Below are 25,273 nucleotides of genomic sequence, written 5' to 3' on the forward strand. Positions count from 1 at the left end.
CATCAGAACAGATGGAGATAGCAATGCCGGATTATATCAGTGAGCAGGTTGAGCATGGCATTCAAATCCTGTCGTTAAATCGTCCTGAAAAGAAAAACGCCATCACTGTCGATATGTATCAAGCCTTAAGTGATGCACTTCATCGAACGGAGTTGGATGACACGATTAGAGTGACCATCATTACCGGTATAGGACCGGATTTCTCTGCTGGTAATGACATTCATGATTTTGTTGAAATCGCTCATGTTCCAGAGAAAATGGCATCCATTATGTCATTTTTACAGACTCTAACCTCTTACAAAAAACCTCTGATTGGTTGCGTAGAAGGTTGGGCTGTTGGTGTAGGGGCCACCATGATGTTGCATTGTGATATGGTGTTTGCTGCTCGAAACGCCCAATTTGTGTTCCCGTTTGTTCAGCTGGGCTTAGTGCCTGAAGCCGCTTCAAGCTTTTTATTACCCCGTATTGTTGGTCATCAGAGGGCATTTGAAATGTTGATGTTCGGTGAACCGATCAATGCAGAAATGGCTTATCAACTGGGCATGGTCAATCACTTGTGTGAACCCAAAGAAGCATTAAATCTAGCCATGAATTATGCTGATCGGTTAACCAAGTTGCCAACCGAAGCGGTGCTGCTGTCTAAAGACTTACTGAAGTGCCGTACAATAGATGACATCCAAATGGCACTTATGCGCGAAGGGCGCATTTTTAAGGATCGTTTACTGTCTGACGAAGCGCAGGTTCAGTTTAAGCGCTTCTTAAAAAAAGAGTGATAAAAACTGGCTGAATTACAAAACTTAACTATAGTTAAATAACAGTTTTGAGTGAAAAAGCTCTTAACATCCTACTGGTTTCGCCGCCATAAATTTGCGCCCTAATTGATATTTATTGATTGGGGCGTTTTTATTTGTGCTACGTTCTGGAAAATATTAGGTATCAATTTTAGCCTGAGCCGCTTAAATCTTGGTACAAAATGTCACTAAACAGAGTCTTTTTTGTTATTGAGGAAAGATACCATCTCTCTAAGCTTAATGAATGAAATGCTAAGACTGCGCTCAAGTGCGCAAAAGCGCTCTAAGGCCATAAAAATAAAAGGTGGAGGCGAGTATGAAGTTCGAAGGAAAAACGCTTCGAGTGGTAACGAACGAGTCAGGGATTGCGACCCTGACGTTGGATCTTAAAGACAGTTCTGTCAATAAATTCGGTGCTCAAGCGCTTGCAGAATTGGCAGACGTAGTTACTCAATTAGAGCAAGGCAGCACTGTAAGAGGTTTAATCATTAGCAGCGCTAAAGACGCCTTTGTTGTGGGGGCAGATATCACCGAATTCATGGGCTGGTTCCAGCTTGATGATGAGCAACTGACACAAAAGCTCAAGCAAACACATGATATCTTCACCAAGCTCTCAAACTTACCCATACCATCAGTTGTGGCCATTAATGGGCTTGCACTAGGGGGCGGCTTTGAACTCTGCCTAGCGTGTGATTACCGAGTGATGGCAGACTCAGCCAAAGTCGGCTTGCCTGAAACTCAGTTGGGTATTTACCCTGGTTGGGGTGGAACCGTTCGTTTGCCTCGCTTGATTGGTGTAGATAATGCCTGTGAGTGGATTTGTGGCGGTCAGCAGAAGCGCAGCGATGATGCGATGAAAGATGGAGCGGTTGATGCCGTTGTCGCCGCAGATCAGGTTGTGGCATCCGCAGAGCATCTTATGCAGCAGATACTAGACGGTAAATTAGATTACCAAGCGCGTCGTAATGCTTTGCAACAGCCTATGCAATTTTCGCCGATCGAAAAAATGATGATTTTTGAGACCGTACGTGCCGTCGTTAGAGCTAAAGCTGGAAAGCATTATCCAGCGCCGATGGAAGCGATTAAGTCTGTCGAAAAAGGTATTTTTCAATCGATTGATAAAGCTGTTGACACTGAAATCAAAGGCTTTGTGAAAATGGCAAAGTCACCCGTTGCGCGATCTTTGGTGGGTTTGTTCTTAAATGATCAGCATGTTAAAAAAGTGGCATCTGTTTACACAAAAAATACCAAGCGTGTGACGCACGCGGCGGTGCTCGGAGCCGGTATCATGGGAGGTGGCGTAGCGTATCAATCTGCCTCTAAAGGTACGCCAATTGTGATGAAAGACATTCGCCAAGATGCTCTTGAGCTGGGTATGAATGAAGCGAGTAAGTTGTTTGGTAAGCAAGTCGAACGCGGTAAGTTAACCACAGACAAGGCCATGCAGGGGTTAGGTAAAATTACGCCAGTGCTGACTTACGGTGAAGTCGAGAATGTGGACTTAGTGGTTGAAGCGGTGGTCGAAAATCCAAAAATCAAACAATCTGTATTGGCGGAAACAGAGTCTCATCTGCGTGACGATGCAATTTTAGCATCAAACACCTCAACGATTTCCATCAACTTACTGGCACAAGCTCTGAAACGCCCAGAGAATTTCTGTGGTATGCATTTCTTTAACCCTGTGCACCGCATGCCGCTAGTCGAAGTCATTCGTGGTGAAAAAACCTCTGATGCCACGATTGCCAAGACCGTTGCTTATGCTCAAGCGCTTGGCAAAACCCCGATTGTTGTTAATGACTGTCCCGGCTTTTTAGTAAACCGTGTGTTGTTCCCATATTTTGCAGGCTTTTCGGCCTTGCTACGAGATGGCGCAGATTACCAAGCGGTTGATAAAGTGATGGAACGCTTTGGTTGGCCTATGGGGCCAGCGTACTTACTGGATGTGGTAGGTATTGATACAGCTTACCATGCAGATCAGGTGATGGCAGAAGGTTTCCCTGAGCGTATGGGCCATGACGGTGAAAATGCGATTGATCGATTCTTCTCATTGGGCCGCTTTGGTCAGAAATCGGGTAGTGGTTTTTATCAATATGAACAGGACCGTAAAGGTAAACCGAAAAAACTTAAATCTGCTGAAGCCGAAAGTATATTGCAAGATCTAAGTGGTGAAACGAAGGCGTTTGAAGGCAGCGATATCATTGCACGTATGATGATTCCTTTGTGCATTGAAACCGCGCGCTGTCTAGAAGATAACATCGTTGCGTCTGCCGCCGAGGCGGACATGGGATTGGTATACGGGATTGGTTTTCCTCCATATTTAGGCGGTGCGCTGCACTATATGGATGAAATGGGGCTAGCGGCTTTCTGTGAGTTGGCTGATCAGTACCAACACCTTGGTAAATTGTATGAGCCTACCACCACGATGCGTGATATGGCTGCTCAACAAAAACATTACCACCAGTACTAATACCCATAGGAAGATAGGAGCTTAATCATGAAATTAAATCCAAACGATGTCGTTATTGTCGACGCAGTTCGCTCTCCGATGGGGAAGTCCAAAAACGGTGTGTTCCGTAATGTTCGCTCAGAAAACTTATCAGCTGAGTTGGTAAAAGCCTTATTAGCGCGTAACTCTGCGGTAAATCCTGTAGAGATTGAGGACTTAATTTGGGGTTGCGTTAATCAAACGCTTGAACAAGGTTTCAATATGGCGCGTGCTGTGGCGCTATTAGCCGGTATGCCAGTGACGACCGCAGCGCAAACTGTAAACCGTTTATGTGGTTCTTCGATGTCTGCCATTCATACAGCCTCTCAAGCGATCATGACAGGGCAAGGGGATATTTTTGTCGTCGGTGGTGTAGAGCACATGGGGCATGTGCCTATGATGCATGGGGTAGATGTTAATCCGGGGTTGTCCAAGCACATGGCGAAAGCTTCTATGATGATGGGCGTTACTGCAGAGATGTTAGGTAAAATGCATGGTATCAGTCGTGAAGCGCAAGATGAATTTGCCGTTCGATCTCACCAGAAGGCTTATGAGGCAACACTGAATGGACGTTTTACAAACGAAATTATTCCTATTGAAGGACATGATGGCGCAGGCAATAAAGTGCTGGTGGAAGTAGATGAGGTGATTCGCCCAGAAACATCAATGGAAGGCTTGGCGAACTTGCCAACAGTCTTTATGCCCAAAGGTGGAACGGTTACAGCCGGATCGTCTTCGGCTTTATCCGACGGCGCGTCAGCATTGTTGATGATGTCTGCTGCTAAAGCTCAAGAGCTCGGTCTTACGCCGATTGCGAAAGTGAGAAGCATGGCGGTAGCAGGCTGTGATCCGGCGATAATGGGGTATGGTCCAGTACCAGCCACTAAGAAGGCGTTTAAGCGCGCTGGACTCACTGTTACCGACATGGATTTGATCGAAGTCAATGAAGCGTTTGCGGCACAATCCATTCCTGTGTTAAAAGATCTAAAGGTTCTTGACCAGATGGACGATAAAGTCAACTTAAATGGTGGCGCTATTGCTCTTGGTCACCCACTTGGTTGTTCAGGTGCGCGTATATCAACAACACTTTTGCATCAGATGCAGGCGCGTGATGCTCAGTTTGGTCTGGCGACCATGTGTATTGGTATGGGGCAAGGTATTGCAACGATTTTTGAACGTGTTTAACTGCGCATTTAATGCAAAATTGTAATACTTTGTGGGATGAATAAAGCAGAAAAAGCCTAAACTATTTCTGCTTTATTCCTATTAAGGATTGCAATCATTATGAAAGCTACGATTACATTTTTGTGTTTTACTCTTATAGCATTTAGCCAACCAGCATTAGCATTGGTCCTGCAATATCAAAGCAAAGTAGTCATCCTTTCTCAGCAAGAACTTGTTGAAAATAGCAATATTACTCATGAAATGTATGGGCCTTTTCGCAGACAAACGGTCATTTATGAGGGATATAATCTTTCCCAGTTTCTACAACTGCATCTGCAGGTTGACGCAAAAACGGTCGTTATAGATGCCATTGATGGCTACAAAATGACTCTAAAAAACATCGACTCACGCCCTTTAATGCTCGTTTTAAAAGAAGACGGTAGACCTTTATCTATCCGAGAACATGGACCTTCTAGGGTTATCGAAACGGATTTGGGCGGTAAAGATGTCCGAAATATCTCTTTATTCGATGACTGGATATGGATGATTAAGAAAATTGAGGTTGTCGATGGTTAAACCCTCTAGAACACTGAGTGTTGTAAGTGTAGGTTTATTGTCTGTAACGGTCGTTATTACTCTGGTGTTGCTAAATACTGTGAGATTTGATGGATCATTGCGCGCACTGTTTAATCGTGACCACGGTATTTATGACCATGCTATGGTTGATCGCTCAAAAAAGTACCTTTTGAACACCCTTCCTCTAATAGAAGACTTCAATGATTCTGTAGAAGAAATCTCACCTGTCCGTGAAGAAGTCTTGATGCAATTTGATCTTGCGTATGCGTATTTAAATATTGGCCGCTATTTAGAGCGTTACGGCTGTGTAGAGCCAGCGTTGGATAATATCTTGAAGCTTCGAAATGATATAGAGAAAGGTGCGAATCAGACTTTTCAATATCAAATATGGGCTGAAATTTTAACGTGTTATGATGAAGTAGATAAAAGCCAAGATGAGCTAAAAGCCAATTTAATTGAACGTGCATTAATAGACTCTAGAGCAAATCAATTTTGGATGAACGTTGGTGTCATTGCTGTATATGTTCTCGCTATCATGCTGTGGTTTTTGCTTGAAATTCAACATCGCCTTGGACGTAAGAGTGAGACGGAAAAAGAAGCATGGCAAAGTAGAGCGATGACCGATCATTTAACGTCTACGTATAATCGAATGGCGCTGCATGAAACGCTTGAGTCATTAGTAGAGCAATGGCCAGTGGCTGGGGAATCGGTTGGGTTAGTGTTTTACGACATTGATCATTTCAAAAAATTTAATGATACGTTCGGGCATGTAGCAGGGGACAAGGCATTGCGCCAAGTTGCCGATACGGTTAATAAACTTCTACCTATGCCCTCAGACCATTATCGATTTGGGGGGGAAGAGTTTTTTATCGTCAATCGTGAAACAGAGCACTCAGAAGTTGTTGAACTGGCTGATCAGATATTATCAACAGTACAAAAACTGAACATTGAAAACCCAAACAGTGAAACAGGCTTTCTAACGGTCAGTGTTGGTGTATATATGTTGGAGCAGCGAAACTATACAGCTGAGGAATTGATCACTAAAGTAGACGAGCTACTTTATGTCGCTAAAAAACATGGTCGTAATCGTGTGATTGACGAATTTACAGGGTTGGATGGTTAGCTAACATGTAACCTGTATTCTAGCTCTGCGCGTTTTGAGATATGCTTTTGCTTCAGTATTTTAAGATTCTTACGAGCATTTTGTTTTGCTGCAGAAATTTGGTGCGGATCATAGCTTGGTTCTAATTGAACTAAACGAAGTTCAGACTCATACTGATCTAAAATATTGTCAATGCCGTCTTGGTAGTGCTCTTCTAATTGCTCCAAAGCCTGGTGATAGTCATCAAATACTTGGCTAATATTTGCCTTATAAGTGTAATGGCCTATATCTGATGCATCGTGAGTGAGACGGCTGTGTACACGATAAGCTGACGGTGGAGCTTTATAAGCAGAAGTCTCTATAGGACGCTCTTCAAGGTATGTTTCGTAGCCTGAAGAAGTGGAGGTAGAAAGCGTTTCATCAGCGCTTGCAGAAGGCTGAAATAAAGATAACATTAAAATGGAAGATAATGAGCCGAGCTGTTTTTTAGGTATGATAAGTTTCATCAAGCAGTCTCCCTAGCAAGGTTTGTCATATTGAGATTATTGAGTTCCGCCTATCTTCGCAATCCACTTAGTGTTGCTTGCACAGTGTTATGCAATTCCTAGTTTTTTCTAGACTTAAACTAAATGGAAAAGCGCTCTGGTTTATGTGTTTTGGTTGTATTAAGCAGTATCATTTTTATCTAGGTCTTCGCGCTTTTCAAGTTTGTGTTGATCTTCGTTGAGACCGTGCTTCCAGTAACTTGAGATGTATAAATTACCTCTCTCAACATCACTACGTTCTTTAAAGAACGCACGTAACGCACGCATAGAGCTGAATTCGCATGCGGCCCAAATTGCAACGTTGCCATCTAACCATTTAAGAGCCTTCACATGTTCTAATAGCGATTGACTGTTTTGCCCAGGTGTCGGGTTTATTATCCATTTGAGTTCAATGTCGTCTGGTTTTTGCAGTGTTTGGATATCAGCCTCGGTTTGCACTTCCAGAATGGCATAGCCTTTAGACTCGCTAGGTAAGTGAGCTAAATTAACGCTGATAGCGGGTAAAGACGTCATGTCGCCTACAAAAATCATCCAGTCTGCGGATTCTGAAATGCGTTTTTTTGGTCCAGGGCCACCCACTTTAATCTGGTCTCCTGTTTGTGCACGTAACGCCCAGTGACATGCCACACCTGAGTCCCCATGCAGTGCAAAGTCGACATCTAGTTCATGTTGGCGTTGTTGACGGATAGTGTAAGTCCGCATCAAGCGTCTACCATCCGCACTAGGAAATATAAACTTAATGTAGCCACTTTCTTGATCTTCAGGGAAGTCTGCTAGTGCTTCACCACCAAGTGTAACCCTGAGCATATTGGCGGTAACGTATTCTTTACGAATGACCTTTAATAAACGCGATGTTGGCTTTGACACAACAGTGACCTCAAAGTTTGGATCTAATTGAGAATGGGTATCAACTTATACTAGCGACTGCTTAAAAGCAATGAAACGCACTGTTGCAAAATAGTAACTGATCAGGAAAGCTTGGTTCTGTTCCATAGAGACTATAATTTTTCGTTCTGCTTGCGAAGCAGTTCTGGCACAATCTGTGGCCAAAATTATAAGACTAATCCCCCAAGAACTAAGGCTCTTTATGCAATCCTTACTGCGCACGATTTATAACGATGTAAAACCTCTTGTTGGGCAGGGCAAAGTGGCTGACTATATTCCAGCACTTGCAAGTGTCGATCCTAATCAATTTGGTATAGCCATATACAGTAATACAGGAGAGCTTTTCCAAATAGGCGATGCAGAGGTGCCGTTCTCCATTCAAAGTATTTCAAAAGTATTCAGTTTAACACTCGCGATTAAACACTACGGGCCAGATATGTGGCAGCGTGTAGGACGAGAACCCTCCGGTTTGCCATTTAACTCATTGGTACAGCTTGAATATGAAAACGGCGTACCTCGTAACCCATTTATTAATGCTGGGGCTCTTGTGATAAGTGATATGAACCAGTCACGATTTGCATCGCCACATTACGCAATGAGCGAGTTTGTACGCCGTATATCAGGCAATCCAGAACTCAAAACAGACTTGAAGGTTGCAGACTCAGAGTATGAGTTTCGTCATAGAAATGCGGCGATGGCTCACTTAATGAAGTCCAATGGTAATTTTGAGAATGACGTTGAAGAGGTGTTGAAAAGCTATTTTGCTAATTGCGCATTGAGAATGAGCTGTGTTGATCTGGCGAAAGCATTTAACTTTTTAGCAAATAAAGGGTTTTGTTCCATTAGCAATGAACAGGTGCTTTCGGAGCAAGAGGCGCGACAAGTGAATGCGTTAATGGCTACCAGTGGTATGTACGATGAAGCAGGCAGTTTCGCCTTTCAAGTCGGACTTCCCGGGAAGAGTGGTGTCGGTGGTGGTGTCGTTGCGATTGTACCGAATCGTTTTTCGGTGTGCGTCTGGTCCCCAGCCTTGAATAAAGTAGGCAACTCCACTGCGGGCGTTGCGGCATTGGAGTCCATGACTAAGCATATAGGCTGGTCGGTTTATTAGCGATGTAAGCCAAACTTTATAGTTTCTTAATAGGTTGTCTAAAAGCTTTACACCTAATTAATAAGTCAATTAATAGAATGGCCTCGTTACTTTGTATTACGAGGCTTTATGATCCGTTTTATTCTAATGTCCCGCTTACTCTCCTTGCCGATGCTGTGGATGGGCGTCATCCAGCTAATATTTGCGGAGTTGTCACACTACCTGTTTCAAGATGGTGTGACTAAGGGGTTTCTTACAAGTGCCTTAATAACCATTGCATGCTCTTTAGCGGTACTGTTTGGGGCAAGAAAATATCGCTTCTCTTCCGTAAATACTAAGGAAGCGATTCTGTTTGCTGTGCTTACCTGGATATCTGTTGGTCTACTTGGCGCGGTTCCCATCTATAGTATTACGCAAGTAAGCTGGACGGATGCAGTGTTTGAGTCGATAAGCGCATTAACGACGACAGGCGCGACTATCTTAAGTGGCTTAGATGCAATGCCTAAAAGTTTTTTAATGTACCGTCAGTTTCTGCAATGGATGGGAGGGCTAGGGGTTGTGATTTTTGTTGTCGCAGTACTGCCAATGCTTAATATTGGTGGTATGCGACTGCTTAAAGCTGAGACAGTTGGCCCCGTAAAAGATGTAAAACTGACACCAAGGGTAAAGAATACCGCACATTATCTTTGGTATGTGTACTTATTGATTACCGTAGCCTGTGCAATGAGCTATTGGCTGGCAGGAATGAATGTTTATGATGCCATTGCTCACAGTTTAACAACCGTCTCTACAGGTGGTTTTTCAACCCATGATGCCAGTATGGGGTATTTTGAAAGCAGTCTAATTCTATGGGTGAGCTGTATTTTTATGACGCTTGGGGCGATTAGTTTCTCGTTACATTATAGGGTTGTCGCGGGAAAATGCCTTGCGCTGTATTGGAAAGACGAGGAGTGTCGTTGGTTTTTACTCATTGCGCTATTCTTTTCGTTATTGGTAATGCAGCAGCTACTGCAATTTTCAGATGAAACACATGTTTTAAAAGCCCTTACTCAAGCAACATTTCACGTATTGTCGTTTATGACCAGTACGGGGTACGGCGCTGGCGATTTCACGCAGTGGCAGGGTGCATCGATTATTTTATTACTAGTTGTTGGTTATATTGGTGGGTGTGCAGGTTCTACCGCAGGTGGTAATAAGGTAGTACGAAATATTATTTCATTTAAAGCCATACTGCTGGAGGTAAAGCAACTGATTCATCCCAGTGCCGTGTTTACCATGCGTTATCAGGGACGGCCAGTGAATGAACAGATACGACATAGTGTGATGGCTTTTATGTGTTTAGCGGCATTAACAACAATTTTGCTTACTTTGTTGTTAATGCTAACTGGTGTGGATTTTTTCAGTGCGTTGAGCGGTGTTGCTGCGTGTTTAAATGTACTGGGGCCAGGTTTTGGTGAGTTGGGAAATAACTTTTCGCCGCTTACGGATGTCGCCACATGGCTGTTGTCGTTCACGATGATTTTGGGGCGCTTGGAGTACTTCACTGTCATTGCTATTTTTACGCCTTACTTATGGCGTGCATAGTGCCAATACCTTTGGGAGCTTGTTTTGAATAAATTCACTAAACCATGGGGCCAATATGCTGTGTCGGCGGCGGTTCCTGCTGGCATTATTTTGCTGGCTTTGCCCCTTCGAGAATACATAACAGTGAGTGATGTTATGTTGTTGGGAGTGGCTTGTGTCGCGTTTATTGGTTTTCGTTTCGGTAAGAGTGAAGCGATAGTCGCAAGTGTGACCAGCGTACTGTTTGTGGATGTATTATTTGTAGATCCATACTACACCTTGGCGGTCCATAATTTTGATTATTTTGTGAGTTTTGGTGTAATGCTCGCGGTGGGCGTGTTCATTGCACAACTTGCTCAACGCAATCAACTAGTTGAGCTTGAAAAGCAAGCCACTATGCGCTTAAAAGAACGAGAAGAGATTCGCGCAAATTTACTTCGCTCGATCGGGCATGATCTTCGAACTCCTCTGGGAACTGTTATGGGGGCGTCCAGTTTGCTAATGGAAGATTCGATTGTGTTATCTAAGTCGCAGCAGCAAGAGCAAATATCCAATATTTACCAACAAAGTTTAATTCTAAAAAACCAGATCGATAAAATGTTGGAGCTCAGTCGTATTCGTGATTTACAAACAACCAATGACTGGCTCACGTTGCCTTGTGTGGATTTAGTCAGCTCAGCTTTTGTTCGTATTAAAGCGAGCCAAATTGACGGTTTTTCGGTGGACTATGGGATGGATTCGGTGAAAGGCGACAGTGCGTTGTTAGAGATTGCGTTAGCCAATTTGATTGATAATGCGAGTCGCCATGGGAGCGCACCATGCAAAATCCAATTTAGTCGTATTCAAACTGCTTACTGCCTTGAAGTGATCAATGGACTGGGTGAACAAAATAAACCTCAAACAGACTCGGGTAACGGTTTGGGATTTTTGATATGTGATGCCATTGCGAAGCTGCATGGTGGAGAGTTTGTTTTTCAGAAACAGTCGAATCAAGTCAGCGCACGAATTTGTTGGGAGGAGCAGTAATGCAGCACATATTAGTAATTGAAGATGATGCACCCATGCAAAGTTTTTTGAAAACACTGTGCGAGTCAGCAGGCTTTAAAGTCTCTCTTGCTGATACTATTGAGCAAGCGTCGGCTGTCATGTCAGGGTCTTTATTCGTTGATCTTTGCTTGTTAGATCTAGGGTTACCTGATGGTAGCGGTCACGATTTTATTCGTGCGTTTAAACCGAAGATGACAGCTCCGATTATAGTTATTTCAGCTAGGGATACGGATTTTGATAAAATCACAGCACTGGATTTGGGGGCAGATGATTATGTGGCTAAGCCATTTAGTTCAGGGGAACTGTTAGCTCGTATTCGCGTGTCCTTAAGGCGTTTAGTACAAGAGAGCGAAGCAATTCCCTCGACGTTTCAAGTTCAGCACTTAAACGTAAACCTTGATGCTCGAACCGTATATTTAGACGGCGTTGATGATGCTATCCACCTGACACCGATTGAATTTCGGCTACTCGAACTCTTCTTAAAACAACCCAATAAAGTTCTAACTTACAGCCAGATAGGTCGAGACGTATGGGGCAATCAGTTTACGGGTAGCACCGAAAAAATCCGCGTACATATTGCCCAGCTTAGACAAAAAATCGAAAAGATGCCGTCAGCACCAACTTTAATTAGTAATGCCCCTGGTATTGGCTATCGTCTTAACCATTAAAGGGGACACAATGAATGTTGGGTGTATCTGGCTGTAGTTTAGCCTGATACATGGCTCTATCGGCGTTTGTAATGAGATCTGATGGATCTTCTTGTTGCCCTATAAAAGAAGTGATGCCAATGCTTGCATCGATGTGCAATGTTTCAAGTCCAATGTAATAAGGCGTCTTGAGGGCTTCAATGATTTCTTTTGCACAACAAATAGCGTGCTTTTCGTCTTCTATATTTTGTAACAGGATGGTGAATTCATCACCGCCATGACGAGCTATTTTAATATCAGGGCTGATGAATTGTTTAAGACGCAATCCAACCTCACGCAAAATGATGTCGCCTTTGTTGTGACCAAAGTTATCGTTTATATGTTTGAAATTGTTTAAATCTAAAAACATGATGGCATGTAGTGCATCATTACCAGATGTTTGGATAAGTACTTTGAGGTGATCCTCAAACGCTGCGCGATTCTCTAAACCGGTTAATGGGTCTTTATAGGCAAGGTTCGCAAGATGTTCGCGTTCAGCCATATCATGGCTAACATCTTCGATTTGCCAGATGGTCATGTGTCGACCATTATCAAAAGCACTGGATTTTTCTACTTTGAAGATGACGCGGTTAAAAGTCTGCTCTGACCGCTGATATAAATTAGACTGATCGTTTAAAGGAACAATTAGGTCACACATCTTGTGTCGGTATAGGGCGTCAGAATCCATAGCCAGAAGCACCGTAAATTTTCGGTTTGCTTGGACAATCCGGCCGTCATCATTGGTAAAAGCCACTGCTGAAGGCATGTCTTGCAGAAGTGCTTCAATCAATGTTTTGTCATGTTCGAGTCTGTTTAGACGGTTGCGATAGAGCCAGTACGCAGTAACAAAGTTGATCATACCTAATAAGAGTGCAATCGCTTGGAGGATGCGTATCTTTCCTGTTTCATAACGAGCCTGTTGCTCTATGGCCAGTGCTAGCGCATTCATATTGCTTAACAGAAGATTGTTTTGTTCCGCAAATGCTTGGTTGAGAGCGATATATAGGCTTGGGGATGGCGTGTTGATGTAGCTCAGCACTTGCGTCCTAAGCGGCAGCCAATTATTCCAGCCTTGTTCAATAAGATGGTAGTAAGGACGGTGTTGAAATGACTCAATGGTGACCAATGTATTGTCCGTGTTAATGGTCGTGCCGCCATTACGAAAAGCGCTTAATGTGCGATCAAATAAACTCACGCTTTCTTTCAGTGTTGTGAGTTGCGTCTGGTTCGTAGCGCTGGGTGGGGCGTAGAGAAACTCTTTTACCATTTTTTGTGACAGCATACGTTGGCGGCCAGCAAGGTTGAGTTCAATGGTTTGGCTTTGGATACGTTGTGTTAGCCATATGTTTAAGCCCAGTGCTGTACCATCAAAGATAAAAAATAGAATAATAGAGTAAGTTAAAAATGGGCTTATGCTTCCTTTACGCCAGTTCATTCGATTTCTCCTGTCGAGCCTGATCATTATCAAGTTCCACCGATGTTCTCATAGCCACTAAACCTTCGCCATGACGCAGGTAGCACATAGTGTTTTATATGCGTGCTTTAGCATAGTTAACAAGCAAACAACTTGCCAAAAAAAAGGAGGCCAAAGGCCTCCTGTAAAGAACAACACACTATAAGTTAGTGCGGAACTATCTCGACTAAGGTTTCGCCTGGTGTAACGCGATCCCCTTTGATTACATGAACCCCCGCCACTTTACCGGCGATAGGCGCTTGGATTTCAGTTTCCATCTTCATGGCTTCAGTAATTAAAACCGATTGGCCGGCTCTAACATCATCACCAACTTTTACTAATACATCGACAATGTTACCTGGCATATTGGTCGTAATGTCACCCGGTCCTGTTGCTTTGCCACGTTTGCTACCAGTGATTGCACCACCGTCGTATTCGTTGAGTGACTCAAACAGTACTTCTTCAGGCATACCATCAAGCGTTAAGTAAACATGGCGTTTACCAGAAGAGTCGCCGCCAATGCCGGTGATTTCAACTTGGTAAGTTTCACCATGCACATCAATTTTGAATTCCGTTGAAACGGGCGCTGATGCTTTAGTCGCTCCAGCATTAGCAATAGGCTCTAGTGCTTCAGGAACTAAAGTGCCAGCTGCGCGTTGTTCTAGGAATTGCTTGCCAATGTCTTGGAACATGGCGTAAGTCAGCACATCTTCTTCGCTCTTGGCTAAATCACCGATGTCTTTTCGTAGGCGGTCCATTTCAGCGCCTAAAGCGTCTGCAGGTCGGCCCTCTAACGGAAGCTCAGAGCCAATTGCCTTGGTGCGAACCTCAGGGTTAACGGCTGCCGGCGGATGACCATAACCGCCCTGTAAGTAGCGTTTTACTTCGTTAGTGATGGTTTTGTAGCGTTCGCCCGCCAGTACGTTCATAACCGCTTGAGTCCCTACGATTTGTGACGTTGGCGTCACCAGAGGAGGGAAGCCTAAATCCTCACGTACGCGTGGGATTTCTGCAAACACTTCACGGATTCGGTCTAATGCTTGCTGCTCTTTCAGCTGATTCGCAAGGTTCGACATCATGCCGCCTGGCACTTGGTTGATCTGTACTGATACGTCTTCTTTGGTGAATTCGCTTTCAAATTGATGGTATTTTTTACGCACTTCTTTGAAGTAATCCGCGATTTCTGTCAGCAGCTCTAGGTCTAAGCCCGTGTCCCATTTAGTGCCTTTAAGTGCGGCGACTTGAGACTCTGTTGCTGGGTGGCTGGTGCCTGATGCAAACGATGAAATCGCTGTATCAATATGCTCGGCACCGGCTTCGATTGCTTTTAGCTGACACAGTGGTGCTAGACCTGCCGTAGAATGACTGTGTACAAACAATGGTAAATCCACATTGTCTTTAATCGCTTTCACTAAATCGTAAGTGGCGTAAGGGGTCAGCAAGCCTGCCATGTCTTTGATGGCAATGGAATCAGCGCCCATATCTTTTAGCGCTTGCGCTTGTTCCACAAACAGCTCTAGCGTGTGCACTGGACTAGTGGTGTAACAGATGGTCGCTTGAGCATGCTTGCCTGCTTTCTTGACAGCTTTGATCGCCGTTTCAAGGTTGCGTAGGTCATTTAAAGCATCAAATACACGGAATACGTCGATGCCATTTTCAGCGGCTTTGGCAACAAATGCTTCAACAACGTCGTCAGCGTAGTGGCGGTAACCCAGTAAGTTCTGACCGCGCAAAAGCATTTGTAAGCGCGTATTAGGCAGCGCTTTGCGTAGCTCACGTAGGCGTTCCCATGGGTCTTCTTTTAAGAAGCGTACGCACGCGTCAAACGTTGCGCCACCCCAAACTTCAAGAGACCAGAAGCCAACCGCGTCAAGTTTGTCGCAGATAGGAAGCATATCTTCGGTGCGCATGCGTGTCGCAATCAAAGACTGGTGTGCATCCCTTAAGATGACGTCTGTAACCTGTACTTTGCTCATTAGGTATTCTCCTTGTTCTCTTCTTAGACCGCTGAGTGCGCAGCGATGGCTGCAGCGATTGCCAAGGCAATTTCACTTGGGGCGCGTTTGTCCGAGTAATTCAATAGTTCAGGGTGATTCGGTACGAAGCTGGTATTAAAGAAGCCGCTTCTAAATTCGTCGTTTTTCAGTATTTCTTGGTAGTAATTGGCAGTGGTTTTAACCCCTTGCAAGCGCATGTCAGCGAGTGCACGAGTACCTCGATCTAATACATCTTCCCAACTCAATGCCCAGACAACCAGCTTTAGACACATGGAGTCGAAGTACGGTGGAATGGTGTAGCCTGTGTAAATGGCAGTATCAGTTCGTACGCCTGGTCCGCCAGGTGCGTAGTAGCGCGTAATACGGCCGAAGCTTGGTAAAAAGTTGTTTTTTGGGTCTTCCGCATTGATACGGAACTGCAGCGCATAACCGCGAAACGAAATGTCTTCTTGGCGGTAGCTCAAAGGCAAACCAGAGGCAACACGAATCTGTTCACGAACAATGTCAACACCGGTAATTTGTTCGGTAATGGTGTGCTCTACTTGAACACGAGTGTTCATCTCCATAAAGAAAATGTCATTTCCCGTTACCAGAAACTCCACGGTCCCAGCGTTTTCATAGCCCACTGCTTTGGCGGCTTTGACAGCTAACTCACCCACGTACGAGCGCTGTTCTGGTGTTAATTGAGGGCTTGGCGCAATCTCAATCAGCTTTTGGTTGCGGCGCTGAATCGAACAATCACGTTCGTATAGGTGAATTGCTTCCCCTTGACTGTCCGCTAAAATCTGAACTTCGATGTGTTTTGGATCAACGATGCATTTCTCAAGGAAAACTTCCGCAGAACCAAAGGCTTTTGTCGCTTCCGAGATGACACGCGGGTACTGGTCACGCAATTCTTGTTCGCTATCACAGCGACGGATACCACGGCCACCGCCGCCTGACGTTGCTTTAAGCATTACCGGGTAACCGATACTATTCGCCAGCGTAATAGCTTCTTCAATGTCGGCAAGGTTGTCTTCAGAGCCTGGCGTCACCGGCACGCCTGCAGAGATCATGCTCTTACGGGCTTGGGTTTTGTCGCCCATCTTCGAGATCACCTCTGCTTTAGGGCCGATAAAGGTGATGCCGCGATCTTGACAGATTTGAGCAAATTCAGCATTTTCCGACAAAAAACCATAGCCTGGATGAATGGCATCACAGCCTGTCTCAACGGCAAGGTTAACGATACGTCGTGCGTCAAGGTAGCCTGCAAGTGGGTCTTCACCCATGCTGTAAGCTTCGTCAGCACGCTTTACGTGAAGTGCGTGGCGATCTGGCTCAGTGAAAATTGCCACCGAGCGAATACCCATTTCGGCACATGCACGTACGATACGAACGGCAATCTCTCCACGGTTAGCAATCAATATTTTCTTCAGCATTATTCTCTCCATGCGCTCAAATCAAGCATGGGCTTACAGTATTCTAAAGTTACAAAAATAAATAATTGATATTTTTTTGGCATACCATAAGTAATACCTTATACTTAAATTAAATATTATATAATTCATAGGCTTAAGATATGGTTTACACGCTTGGCCAGCTTTTAAATAGGCTGACATTTCGTCAATTACAGGTGTTTCAGGTGGTGTTTCATAAGCTTAGTTACTCCAGGGCGGCTGAGGAGTTGGGTTTAACACAGCCTGCGGTGAGCGCGCAGATGAAACAATTAGAAGCGGCACTTGGTCAATCCATGTTCGATTATGTCGGTAAGCAGCTCTATGTCACCCCTGCAGGTGCTCAGCTAGAACGAGTGGTGCGAGAAATTTTCAGTGATTTAGAAACGCTACAAATGGATCTTTATCAGTTAGAAGGTCAACTCAGAGGGGAGCTACGTTTGTGTGTGGTGAGCTCTGCAGAGATTGTTGTGCCATATTTACTGAAAGGTTTTTTAGAAAAGTATCCGCAAGTAGAAGCGCGTCTGACGGTACTCAATCGAACCAACGCCACTGAACGGTTGTTGCAAAACCAAGACGATATGGCGATTACCGGTATTGTACCGGACACTCGACTGCTTAATCGGCAGCCTTTCTTTGATAACTTATTGGTGCCTGTTGTGCGTCAAGATCACGCCATCCTTCAGCGTCAAGCGATGTCTGCGCAGCAGTTTTTTGATGTAGGCTTTTTGCAACGAGAAAAAGGATCAGGATCTCGCGCTGCGATAGAAGGGTTTTGCAAAGACCATCGTCTTCAGCTGAAGCCTATTATGGAGTTAGGCTCAAATGAATCGGTTAAGCATGGCGTATTAGCGGGGTTAGGGGTTGCGTTATTGCCGCTTGCTAATGTGATTGCCGAGTTGCGGTTGGGTGCCTTGGTGATGCCAACGATCAAAGGTTTCCCCTTGAAGCGTAGCTGGTGTGCGGTATATCCAAGCAGCAAGCAACCAACGCCTGTTATGCAGGCTTTTTTAGATCACTTGCGTGAGGAAGGAGACCGCTGCCTGTCGAAGCAGTTTAGTTATCCCTGATAACAGAGGTGGTGTGTAATTAGAAAACATCTTCGCCAAAGATGGCTTCTTTCTCGTTCTCTAAGTCGGCGAAGGTCCAGAAATTAATGCTGTAGGGTGCGACCAAATCTAGCTTCGGGAGTTTGGGGAAATCTTTTAAGCGTACTTTCCCCTTTCGGAACCGTGGGTTAACACCATTAATTAAAACCTTTTTGCTGGTGAGTGAGTCCGCCGTGATTTCATAGCGTTTCTTTGGCGAGCCAAAAGACTGGAAGCGCAGTCGGTGAACGCGCCCAGTCATGTTAATAATTAACAAGGTCATACGGTCTTGTTTGTGGCCACCGTGGCAATAAACAATTAAATCAGGATTTTGGCAGCTCACTTGATAGACCTGTTGTCCCATCAAACGCTTCCATAGCCAGCTCACCCAAAAGTCAGGATTAGGTTTTAAACTCTCGCGTTGAATTAAGCCGTAGTCTCCGCCAATAAGGGATTGGCGAATCATGACTTTTTGACCCAATTTTGCGCCACGGCCAAGTTGATCTGCCCACCAAAAGCAAGAGGCAAAGCGATCTGAGAGCTTAGGTTGTCCGCCGCATTGAGCTGAGCCTGATTCCCCGGTCCAGAGCTCGGCTTGAGGCTGATACTTTTGGCGATAGGCTTCTAATTGATTTGAGAAAGCTTCAAAATCCAATAAAGATCGCTGATCGAGCAACTTTTCAATTCGTGCTGTACGTGTTCTGACAGGGGAACGCTGGCTTTGGAATGGGTAGTAATGCCAGTCGACTATATCAAGTTGCCCTTCTAGTTGTTCCAGAAATCTAGGCGTAATGTTCGATAGATATTTAATGGTCTCACCCAAGTAGGGCCAAAAAGCACTGCCTGGTCCAGCAATGCGACTGTTTGGGTTGATGAGTCTGACCTGATTAATAAAGCGTTGATAATCGAGCACCAGTTGCTTTGCTCTAGGTTGAGCTTTTAATCCATGAAACGCCCAATAAGCGTTTAACTCGTTGCCTAGCTCGCAGACATCAATGTTGACACCGCGATCAAGCGTATATTGAAGAAGTGCAGCGCTGTCTGCCCCATTCCATTTACCATGTTGATTGCGTTCAAAAGCACCGTATTTAAAAGTAAACATGAATTTTAATTCATGTTGTTTGATAAAAGCTAATAAGCGATTCCAAATAGCTTCGCTGAGTTCCGGTTCTTTATCTTGGGGTAATTGCTGACAGCAAAAATAATGGATTGTATCGGCTTCAGAGCCACCGATGCGAAGGAAAGCAGGCTTTAGGTGCTCAACGTATTGACTAAGCTTAGGGTGATTTAATTCCAAAGGAGGGACGCGATTAGTACCGAGACCACGGCTTGAGTTGTTACTGCCTTCCCACCACTGTCCACCAACAATCAGTGAAATGTCAATAGAGAACGATAAGTAGCAAAGATCAACCTCATGAATAGGGTGCTCATGCTCAAGTTTGATAAGGTTAATTGATTGTGCCCGCGGTGTCATAAAGCGGCGAAACGGATTTAGGGACATAACATTCTCCATTTTGATGCTTCAGTCTGCCAAGTAAATATGACACCACAGTGAAGTTTTTGAGATGCATGCAAAATTGATATTAATGGAACTATTAAAAAATTCAGCTCATTGTGACTCCATTAAGTTGCAATGAAACTCAATAAAGTCAATGATTTAGATATTCTAAAAAAATAGAGATTTAACTGTGAACTCCGCTGCAAACCCTTATGGATTGACCATGCACGAGCAACGCGACGCACTTTACGCAGAGCTGCATTCGCGCCCCTTCCATGTTATTCCCAGTCCAGCACGAATCAGCTACCTCGCTGTAATGGTTGATGTGTCTAAAAAGCACGCTGACTTTAAGCATTTCTGTGAGCTGTACAGCTACTTCGATCAAATTCCGCCAAGTCATGATTCGGTGTGCTTGGAAGCCGATTTTGGTGACGTGCGTATTCGTCGAGAAACGCATCTTGAGTTTGTTTCGTATACTGTTGTTAACCAAGGTCTACCGTTCCTTGCGGACCCATTTCTCAATACGGGGTTAAGTCGATTACCAAAGGAATGGCTTGAGAGGCTAGATGGTACGGTTGTTTCTGCTTTTCATGTAGCAGTTGAGGATGCAACGCAACTGCCAGAGCCTGATCTTGCTGAAGTTAAATCCTATTTTGAAGGGATGCGTTTGGTGGGCAGTCAACCTCAGGCTGGGGCGGCGCAAGTTTGGACTACGTTTAGAATTCACAGCGATGGCTGCGGGCGTATTTTAGTTTACAACCGTGAGATGAGTAACAGTCAACTGGGCCGAATGGTGCAGCGATTGATCGAAGTGGAATCATACCGTTTGATTGCTTTGTTAGGTTTGCCCTTAGCGCGACATTACAACCAACATTTAGCGCAGATGGATCGTAATCTTGCAGAACTAACAACTCAGCTGTCGGATGCAAGTCACGATCTAAATGAGCAGGAAGTTTTAAGTAAAATTATCGATATGGCGGCATGGGTCGAGTCGGCCCGTGCCAGTACCACCTTTCGCTTCAGTGCTACAGCGGCTTACCATGATTTAGTTTTAAAGCGCTTGACGGAGCTGCGTGAAGACGAGGTTTCTGGGCATTTAACGATTACCGAGTTTATGACGCGTCGATTAACGCCTGCCGTTAGAACATGTAAGGCAACCGGCGAGCATTTAGAAAATCTGTCGCGTCGTATCGATCGTGTTTCAGAGATGATGCGGACTCGCGTTGAAATGTCGATCCAATCTCAAAATCAGCATTTATTATCCTCTATGGATCGTCGATCAAAAATTCAGCTTGCCATGCAACATACGGTTGAAGGTTTATCGGTCGCTGCGATTTCTTATTACAGTGTGGGTTTGATCAAATACTTAATTGAAGCCGCTTATGAAAACGGTGCTCCCATAGATAAAAGCCTTGCTGTCGGGCTGTCAGTGCCTTTGGTTATCGGTGGTGTGTGGTGGGCAACTAGACGTATCCACAAGCGTTTTATGCAGTTAGCAAAAGAGCAGCAAGATATCTGCGAAGAGCATCATTAGTGGGAGTGAGCGGTCATTGGTCTAATTTAATGTTCGTAAATTTAATAAACTAGTTTTATAGGGGTTATAATAATGCATGTTAGTGCATTGGGAGTAGGGTGTTACCGATGTGTCTGATGTCGATGCAACTAACGGTAAACTCTAAATAGGTTATTTCATTTTTCTTTTTTTATTGAGTTTTCTAATCCTTGGTGGAGAAGGTCTCAATGTTTAAAGCATTAAAAAATGGCTGCTACTACGAACTGAAAAAAGGATCTCAGATGAGGTATAAAACCGACCGTATTAAAATTAATCTAACGTATCTATGGAGGGGGTTATGACAGATATGCATGAGTCTTCCCACTCTCATAAGCACAGTGATATGAAGACGGATTATGTTGTAGGACAAGATAATATTGTCGGAAAATTAGGCCCGTTAGGCTTCGATATCCACAACCGAGTATTTATTATTTCTGCACTTGCAGCAATAGTTTTTATAATTCTTACATTAGTGTTTCCTGAAAAAGCTGGGACACTTTTCCAATCTATCGTGTCATTTTCAAATGAAACGCTGGATTGGTACTTTCTTGGTCTTGTCGATTTTTTCATACTATTCTGTTTGTTCCTTGCATTTTCTTCTTTTGGCAAAGTTCGATTAGGCGGTAAAGACGCGAAACCAGATCACAGCTACTTGTCTTGGTTTGCGTTGCTGTTTACCGCTGGTATCGGAGTGGGCCTGTTGTTTTTTGGCGTGCTAGAGCCTGTTTACCATGCTAACGTTTCCTTGCCGCTAGGCATTACGTCTCCTTTTGGTGCGGATGGTCAGCTAAACCCTGATGCGGTGGCTGAGGCGTCAGCGATGGGATTAGCCGGAACATTTTTGCACTGGGGCATTCATGGCTGGGCTGTGTATGTGATCATGGCATTAGGTTTGGCCCTGTTTACCTATAATAAAGGGCTACCATTTTCGATTCGCTCTGTGTTTTTCCCCATCCTTGGCGACCGTGTCTGGGGCTGGTGGGGCGACATTATCGATATTTTGGCCGTCTTTTCCACGCTATTTGGTTTGGCGACTTCATTAGGACTGGGTGCACAGCAGGCGAATGCCGGATTCAACTTTGTGTTTGGCTTAGAGGTGACTACAATGACTCAGGTTATTGTCATCTTGGTCGTAACTGCGGTTGCTTTGGTATCGGTTTGGCGTGGACTGGAAGGCGGTTTAAAGAAACTGTCTGAGTTTAATATGATCATGGCCGTACTGTTCTTCTTGTTCGTTCTATTGGTTGGACCGACCATGGTGGGCTTGGAAAGCATTTGGTCAGGTTTATCAACCTATGTTACGGAATTTATTCCTTTATCTGCTCCTGTAGGCCGTGATGATGATGCCTTCCGTCAAGGTTGGACAGTCTTCTACTGGGCATGGTGGATTAGTTGGTCTCCATTTGTAGGGATGTTTATTGCACGTGTTTCACGTGGTCGTACCGTGCGTGAGTTCATTTTCTGTGTCTTGGTGGTACCGAGTCTGTTCATCTTTATTTGGATGGGCGTTTTTGGTGGCATGGCGTTAGATCAAATCTATTCTGATCCATCTGGCAGCCTGGTTAAGAGTTACGTAATTGACAGTTACCGCCCAGAATTGTCGATCTTTGGTTTGTTGAATGACTTCCCATTCTCCGGTGTTGTATCGTGTTTAGCGATTGTGTTGGCGTTGGTGTTCTTTGTGACGTCGTCTGACTCAGGATCGTTGGTCGTGGATACTATTACCTCTGGTGGTAAAATCGATGCACCGCGTCCACAGCGTATTTTCTGGGCGATCGTAGAAGGGCTAATTGCCATCGTGCTCTTGATTGGTGGTGGTTTGTCGGCACTCCAAGCAGGTGTAACCGCAACCGCGATTCCATTCTCTTTGCTGATGCTTGCGATGTGTTACTGCATCATCAAAGCACTGATTGGTGAGCGTCGTTTAATTAGATCTTAATATCTTTGACAGCGTCACTTAAACCTCTGGTTCTCATGGCTGTTTGGCTTTAAGAACCAGAGGTTTTTTTGTACTTATGTTATTGTAAATGGCTATTGCCTTTCGTCAGTTAAGGACAAGGATGCCTGATGATCAAAACCATCGCGATTGAAAACTACCGCTCGATTATCAACTTAACCATACCGCTTGGACGTCTGAATCTTGTCACAGGTGAGAATGGCAGTGGTAAGTCTAACCTCTATAAAGCATTGCGATTACTCGCCAAAGTGGGTGATGGTGGTTTGGTTCGATCACTCGCCGCAGACGGTGGATTAGAATCAGTTTTTTGGGCCGGGCCTGAGAAAATCACTAAACGTATGCGTTCAGGTGAGGTGCCAGTTCAAGGCGGACCACGTCAAACAAAACGCCAGTTAAAGTTAGGTTTTGCCGGGGAAGACTATGGTTACTCCGTGGCACTTGGTTTGCCCAAATTTGGCGTGGCCATGCCCACTAGAACCCCCACGCTGTTCAAGCTCGATCCCGGCATAATGCATGAGACGATTTGGCACGGAGAATATTATCGACCGGCAGGCGCATTAGTGGATCGACAGGACAATGCCATAAAGCGCCGCGCTGGGCGAAGTTGGGAGGTAGTGTCGTATCATGCGTCCAGTTTTGACTCTATGTTTGATCTGGCGGCAGACTCCCAACAAGCCCCTGAAGTGTTTTTTATGCGTGACCGAATTCGTAAGTGGCGCTTTTACGATCATTTTCGTACGGATCAGGCGGCACCTGCACGCCAGCATCATTTAGGTACTTTTACCCCCGTATTAAGTCATGATGGACGCGATGTGGCGGCGGCGATTCAAACAATCCTTGAAATAGGCGATGCGGATGCCTTACATGATGCCATTGATTACGCGTTTCCGGGTGCGCGAGTTGAGGTTGTTCGCACCGACGAAGGGCGTTTTATACTGCAGTTCTATCAGCATGGTTTATTACGCCCGTTAAACGCTTCAGAGTTATCTGATGGAACACTGCGGTATGTTCTGTGGGTGGCTGCGTTATTAACGCCTAGGCCGCCTGAGTTAATGGTGTTGAATGAGCCTGAAACGAGCCTACACCCTGATTTATTGCCAGCCTTAGCTCGCTTAATTAGCTTTGCAGCGGATCACTGCCAAGTCTGGGTTGTGTCCCATGCCTCGCGCCTTATTACTGCTTTGGAACAATCAGAGCTGTGCCATTCCATTCGTTTAGAAAAAGACTTTGGCGAAACTCAAATCCCAAGCATGGGCATGTTAGATTTACCGCCATGGCATTGGCCGTCCTAAAGTAAGAAAACATTTAAGCTTCGCTATGCTCAATTTCTTATGCATTTTACGTTAGAATACCTGCGAATTTTTTATTGGTGAATCTCGTCGTGGTAGAAAAAGCACAATTTTCAAAAGCATTGCTTCATCCCAAGCATTGGACACTTTGGCTAGGAATCGGTCTAGGGCGTTTAGTGTCTATGTTGCCACTGAATTGGCAAATGGGTATAGGCAAGGGTACTGGCCGTTTGATGATGAAATTTGCCAAAGGGCGAGTTCATACGGCTAGACGTAACTTGGAATTGTGTTTTCCTGATGCCACTGCAGAAGAGCATCAACAGTTGCTTGAACGAAACTTTGAAGAAACTGGCAAGGCCATTTTTGACACGGTCAGTGCATGGTGGTGGTCCGATAGTCGAGTGCAGCGTCATATGGACATCACTGGGCAAGAGCATGTGCAAAAGACTTTGGAGAATGGACAGGGTGTGATCTTGTTTGCGGTGCATTGTTTACCGCTAGAAATGGGGGCGCGTATTTTCGGTCAGTTTAATCCAGGTATTGGTGTCTATCGACCACACAACAACCCTGTCATGGAATATCTTCAAGTCAAAGGTCGTCTTCGTTCTAATAAGGCTTTGATTCCAAAACGCGACGTTCGTCAAATGGTCCGCAGTCTGCGTGCACCTGATGTGATTTGGTATACCGCCGATCAGGATTTTGGGCGTTCAAGTGCTGTGTTTATTCCGTTTTTCGAAATGCCTGAAGCTGCGACGATTACGGGCGGCACTATGTTGGCAAAATTAGGCAAAGCAAAAGTTTTGCCTTTTTTCGTAGAGCGTAACGCAGACGACAAAGGCTATTCGATTAAAATCAGTGAACCTCTGGAAGACTTTCCTGGTGAGAGCGAATTGGCCGATGCCATTCGTGGAAATCACATTATTGAAGATCTTATTAGTCGAAATAAAGCGCAATACATGTGGCTGCATCGCCGCTTTAAAACGCGCCCAAACCAAGATGATCCATCACATTACAGTAAGTAAGCTAACCCTATTTAAAATGGTTTAGCTCGCGAGGTGGGTTTATCCGCACC

20 protein-coding genes are annotated in these 25,273 nt (G+C 44.7%); 14 read left to right on the forward strand and 6 right to left on the reverse strand.

Translation table 11 applies throughout. From position 1 onward, the window contains the following. The first annotated feature begins 23 nt into the window (after window positions 1–23). The 5 genes from AYW75_RS08360 (at window position 24) to AYW75_RS08380 (ending at window position 6,139) form a co-directional block, all read left to right on the forward strand. Window positions 24–773, forward strand: a complete 750-nt coding sequence (locus AYW75_RS08360) for an enoyl-CoA hydratase-related protein (RefSeq protein WP_067098166.1) — start codon at window positions 24–26, stop codon at window positions 771–773. Window positions 774–1,107: 334 nt separating this feature from the next. Continuing rightward, on the forward strand, window positions 1,108–3,258 hold the full coding sequence (gene fadB / locus AYW75_RS08365) for a fatty acid oxidation complex subunit alpha FadB (protein ID WP_067098169.1): 2,151 nt from the start codon (window positions 1,108–1,110) through the stop codon (window positions 3,256–3,258). 27 nt (window positions 3,259–3,285) lie between these two features. Continuing rightward, entirely contained in the window at window positions 3,286–4,461 is a 1,176-nt protein-coding gene (gene fadA / locus AYW75_RS08370) for an acetyl-CoA C-acyltransferase FadA (protein WP_067098172.1), read from the forward strand. 99 nt (window positions 4,462–4,560) lie between these two features. After that, on the forward strand, window positions 4,561–5,016 hold the full coding sequence (locus AYW75_RS08375) for a hypothetical protein (RefSeq protein WP_067098175.1): 456 nt from the start codon (window positions 4,561–4,563) through the stop codon (window positions 5,014–5,016). Next, window positions 5,009–6,139, forward strand: a complete 1,131-nt coding sequence (locus AYW75_RS08380) for a GGDEF domain-containing protein (protein WP_067098178.1) — start codon at window positions 5,009–5,011, stop codon at window positions 6,137–6,139. Before AYW75_RS08375 ends, AYW75_RS08380 begins: the two co-directional genes overlap by 8 nt. On the opposite strand, the gene AYW75_RS08385 is transcribed toward AYW75_RS08380, so the two are convergent. Together AYW75_RS08385 and AYW75_RS08390 are read right to left on the reverse strand one after the other, a co-directional pair. Next, on the reverse strand, window positions 6,136–6,624 hold the full coding sequence (locus AYW75_RS08385; protein WP_067098181.1) for a hypothetical protein: 489 nt from the start codon (window positions 6,622–6,624) through the stop codon (window positions 6,136–6,138). The two genes, AYW75_RS08380 and AYW75_RS08385, sit on opposite strands and share 4 nt — an antisense overlap. A 159-nt stretch (window positions 6,625–6,783) precedes the next feature. After that, a complete protein-coding gene (locus AYW75_RS08390) occupies window positions 6,784–7,530 on the reverse strand; it encodes a siderophore-interacting protein (RefSeq protein WP_067098184.1) in 747 nt (248 codons plus the stop codon). Between the two features lie 220 nt (window positions 7,531–7,750). Between AYW75_RS08390 and glsB the strand changes: the two genes are divergently transcribed. From glsB to AYW75_RS08410, 4 genes are all read left to right on the forward strand, one after another. Then, window positions 7,751–8,659 carry a glutaminase B gene (gene glsB, locus AYW75_RS08395; RefSeq protein WP_067098186.1) on the forward strand — a complete coding sequence of 303 codons (909 nt, stop codon included), beginning with the start codon at window positions 7,751–7,753 and terminating at the stop codon, window positions 8,657–8,659. Between the two features lie 108 nt (window positions 8,660–8,767). Then, entirely contained in the window at window positions 8,768–10,222 is a 1,455-nt protein-coding gene (locus AYW75_RS08400) for a TrkH family potassium uptake protein (RefSeq protein ID WP_067098192.1), read from the forward strand. A gap of 24 nt (window positions 10,223–10,246) precedes the next feature. Then, a complete protein-coding gene (locus tag AYW75_RS08405) occupies window positions 10,247–11,227 on the forward strand; it encodes a sensor histidine kinase (RefSeq protein ID WP_067098195.1) in 981 nt (326 codons plus the stop codon). Beyond that, complete coding sequence (locus AYW75_RS08410; RefSeq protein ID WP_067098198.1) at window positions 11,227–11,916, forward strand: response regulator; 690 nt, start codon at window positions 11,227–11,229, stop codon at window positions 11,914–11,916. Before AYW75_RS08405 ends, AYW75_RS08410 begins: the two co-directional genes overlap by 1 nt. Here the strand turns inward: AYW75_RS08410 and AYW75_RS08415 are convergent. From AYW75_RS08415 to AYW75_RS08425, 3 genes are all read right to left on the reverse strand, one after another. Beyond that, entirely contained in the window at window positions 11,906–13,369 is a 1,464-nt protein-coding gene (locus tag AYW75_RS08415) for a diguanylate cyclase domain-containing protein (protein ID WP_067098201.1), read from the reverse strand. The genes AYW75_RS08410 and AYW75_RS08415 overlap by 11 nt on opposite strands. A 185-nt stretch (window positions 13,370–13,554) precedes the next feature. Next, window positions 13,555–15,363, reverse strand: a complete 1,809-nt coding sequence (oadA, locus tag AYW75_RS08420) for a sodium-extruding oxaloacetate decarboxylase subunit alpha (protein ID WP_067036660.1) — start codon at window positions 15,361–15,363, stop codon at window positions 13,555–13,557. A 23-nt stretch (window positions 15,364–15,386) separates the two neighbouring features. Then, window positions 15,387–16,802, reverse strand: coding sequence for an acetyl-CoA carboxylase biotin carboxylase subunit (locus AYW75_RS08425; protein ID WP_067098203.1), 1,416 nt, complete (start codon window positions 16,800–16,802; stop codon window positions 15,387–15,389). A 140-nt stretch (window positions 16,803–16,942) separates the two neighbouring features. Here AYW75_RS08425 and AYW75_RS08430 point away from each other — a divergent pair, with 140 nt between their 5' ends. Beyond that, complete coding sequence (locus tag AYW75_RS08430) at window positions 16,943–17,887, forward strand: LysR family transcriptional regulator (protein WP_067098206.1); 945 nt, start codon at window positions 16,943–16,945, stop codon at window positions 17,885–17,887. 19 nt (window positions 17,888–17,906) lie between these two features. Here the strand turns inward: AYW75_RS08430 and AYW75_RS08435 are convergent, their stop codons facing one another. Next, window positions 17,907–19,406 (reverse strand): glycosyl hydrolase family 79 N-terminal domain-containing protein, encoded by a 1,500-nt coding sequence (locus AYW75_RS08435; protein ID WP_082856451.1) that lies wholly within the window; start codon window positions 19,404–19,406, stop codon window positions 17,907–17,909. A 187-nt stretch (window positions 19,407–19,593) separates the two neighbouring features. Here AYW75_RS08435 and AYW75_RS08440 point away from each other — a divergent pair, with 187 nt between their 5' ends. The 4 genes from AYW75_RS08440 to AYW75_RS08455 all read left to right on the forward strand — a co-directional run bounded on the left by AYW75_RS08440 (window position 19,594) and on the right by AYW75_RS08455 (window position 25,223). Beyond that, entirely contained in the window at window positions 19,594–20,937 is a 1,344-nt protein-coding gene (locus AYW75_RS08440) for a DUF3422 family protein (protein ID WP_231886168.1), read from the forward strand. A gap of 316 nt (window positions 20,938–21,253) precedes the next feature. Next, entirely contained in the window at window positions 21,254–22,894 is a 1,641-nt protein-coding gene (locus tag AYW75_RS08445) for a BCCT family transporter (RefSeq protein WP_067098215.1), read from the forward strand. A gap of 128 nt (window positions 22,895–23,022) precedes the next feature. Then, window positions 23,023–24,204 carry an AAA family ATPase gene (locus AYW75_RS08450; protein WP_067098218.1) on the forward strand — a complete coding sequence of 394 codons (1,182 nt, stop codon included), beginning with the start codon at window positions 23,023–23,025 and terminating at the stop codon, window positions 24,202–24,204. A gap of 89 nt (window positions 24,205–24,293) precedes the next feature. Beyond that, the gene (locus AYW75_RS08455; protein ID WP_067098221.1) at window positions 24,294–25,223 is read left to right on the forward strand and encodes an LpxL/LpxP family Kdo(2)-lipid IV(A) lauroyl/palmitoleoyl acyltransferase; all 930 of its coding nucleotides are present in this window, start codon (window positions 24,294–24,296) and stop codon (window positions 25,221–25,223) included. Window positions 25,224–25,273 lie beyond the last annotated feature (50 nt).

Source organism: Marinomonas atlantica, from assembly GCF_001639725.1.
GTDB classification, from domain to species: domain Bacteria; phylum Pseudomonadota; class Gammaproteobacteria; order Pseudomonadales; family Marinomonadaceae; genus Marinomonas; species Marinomonas atlantica.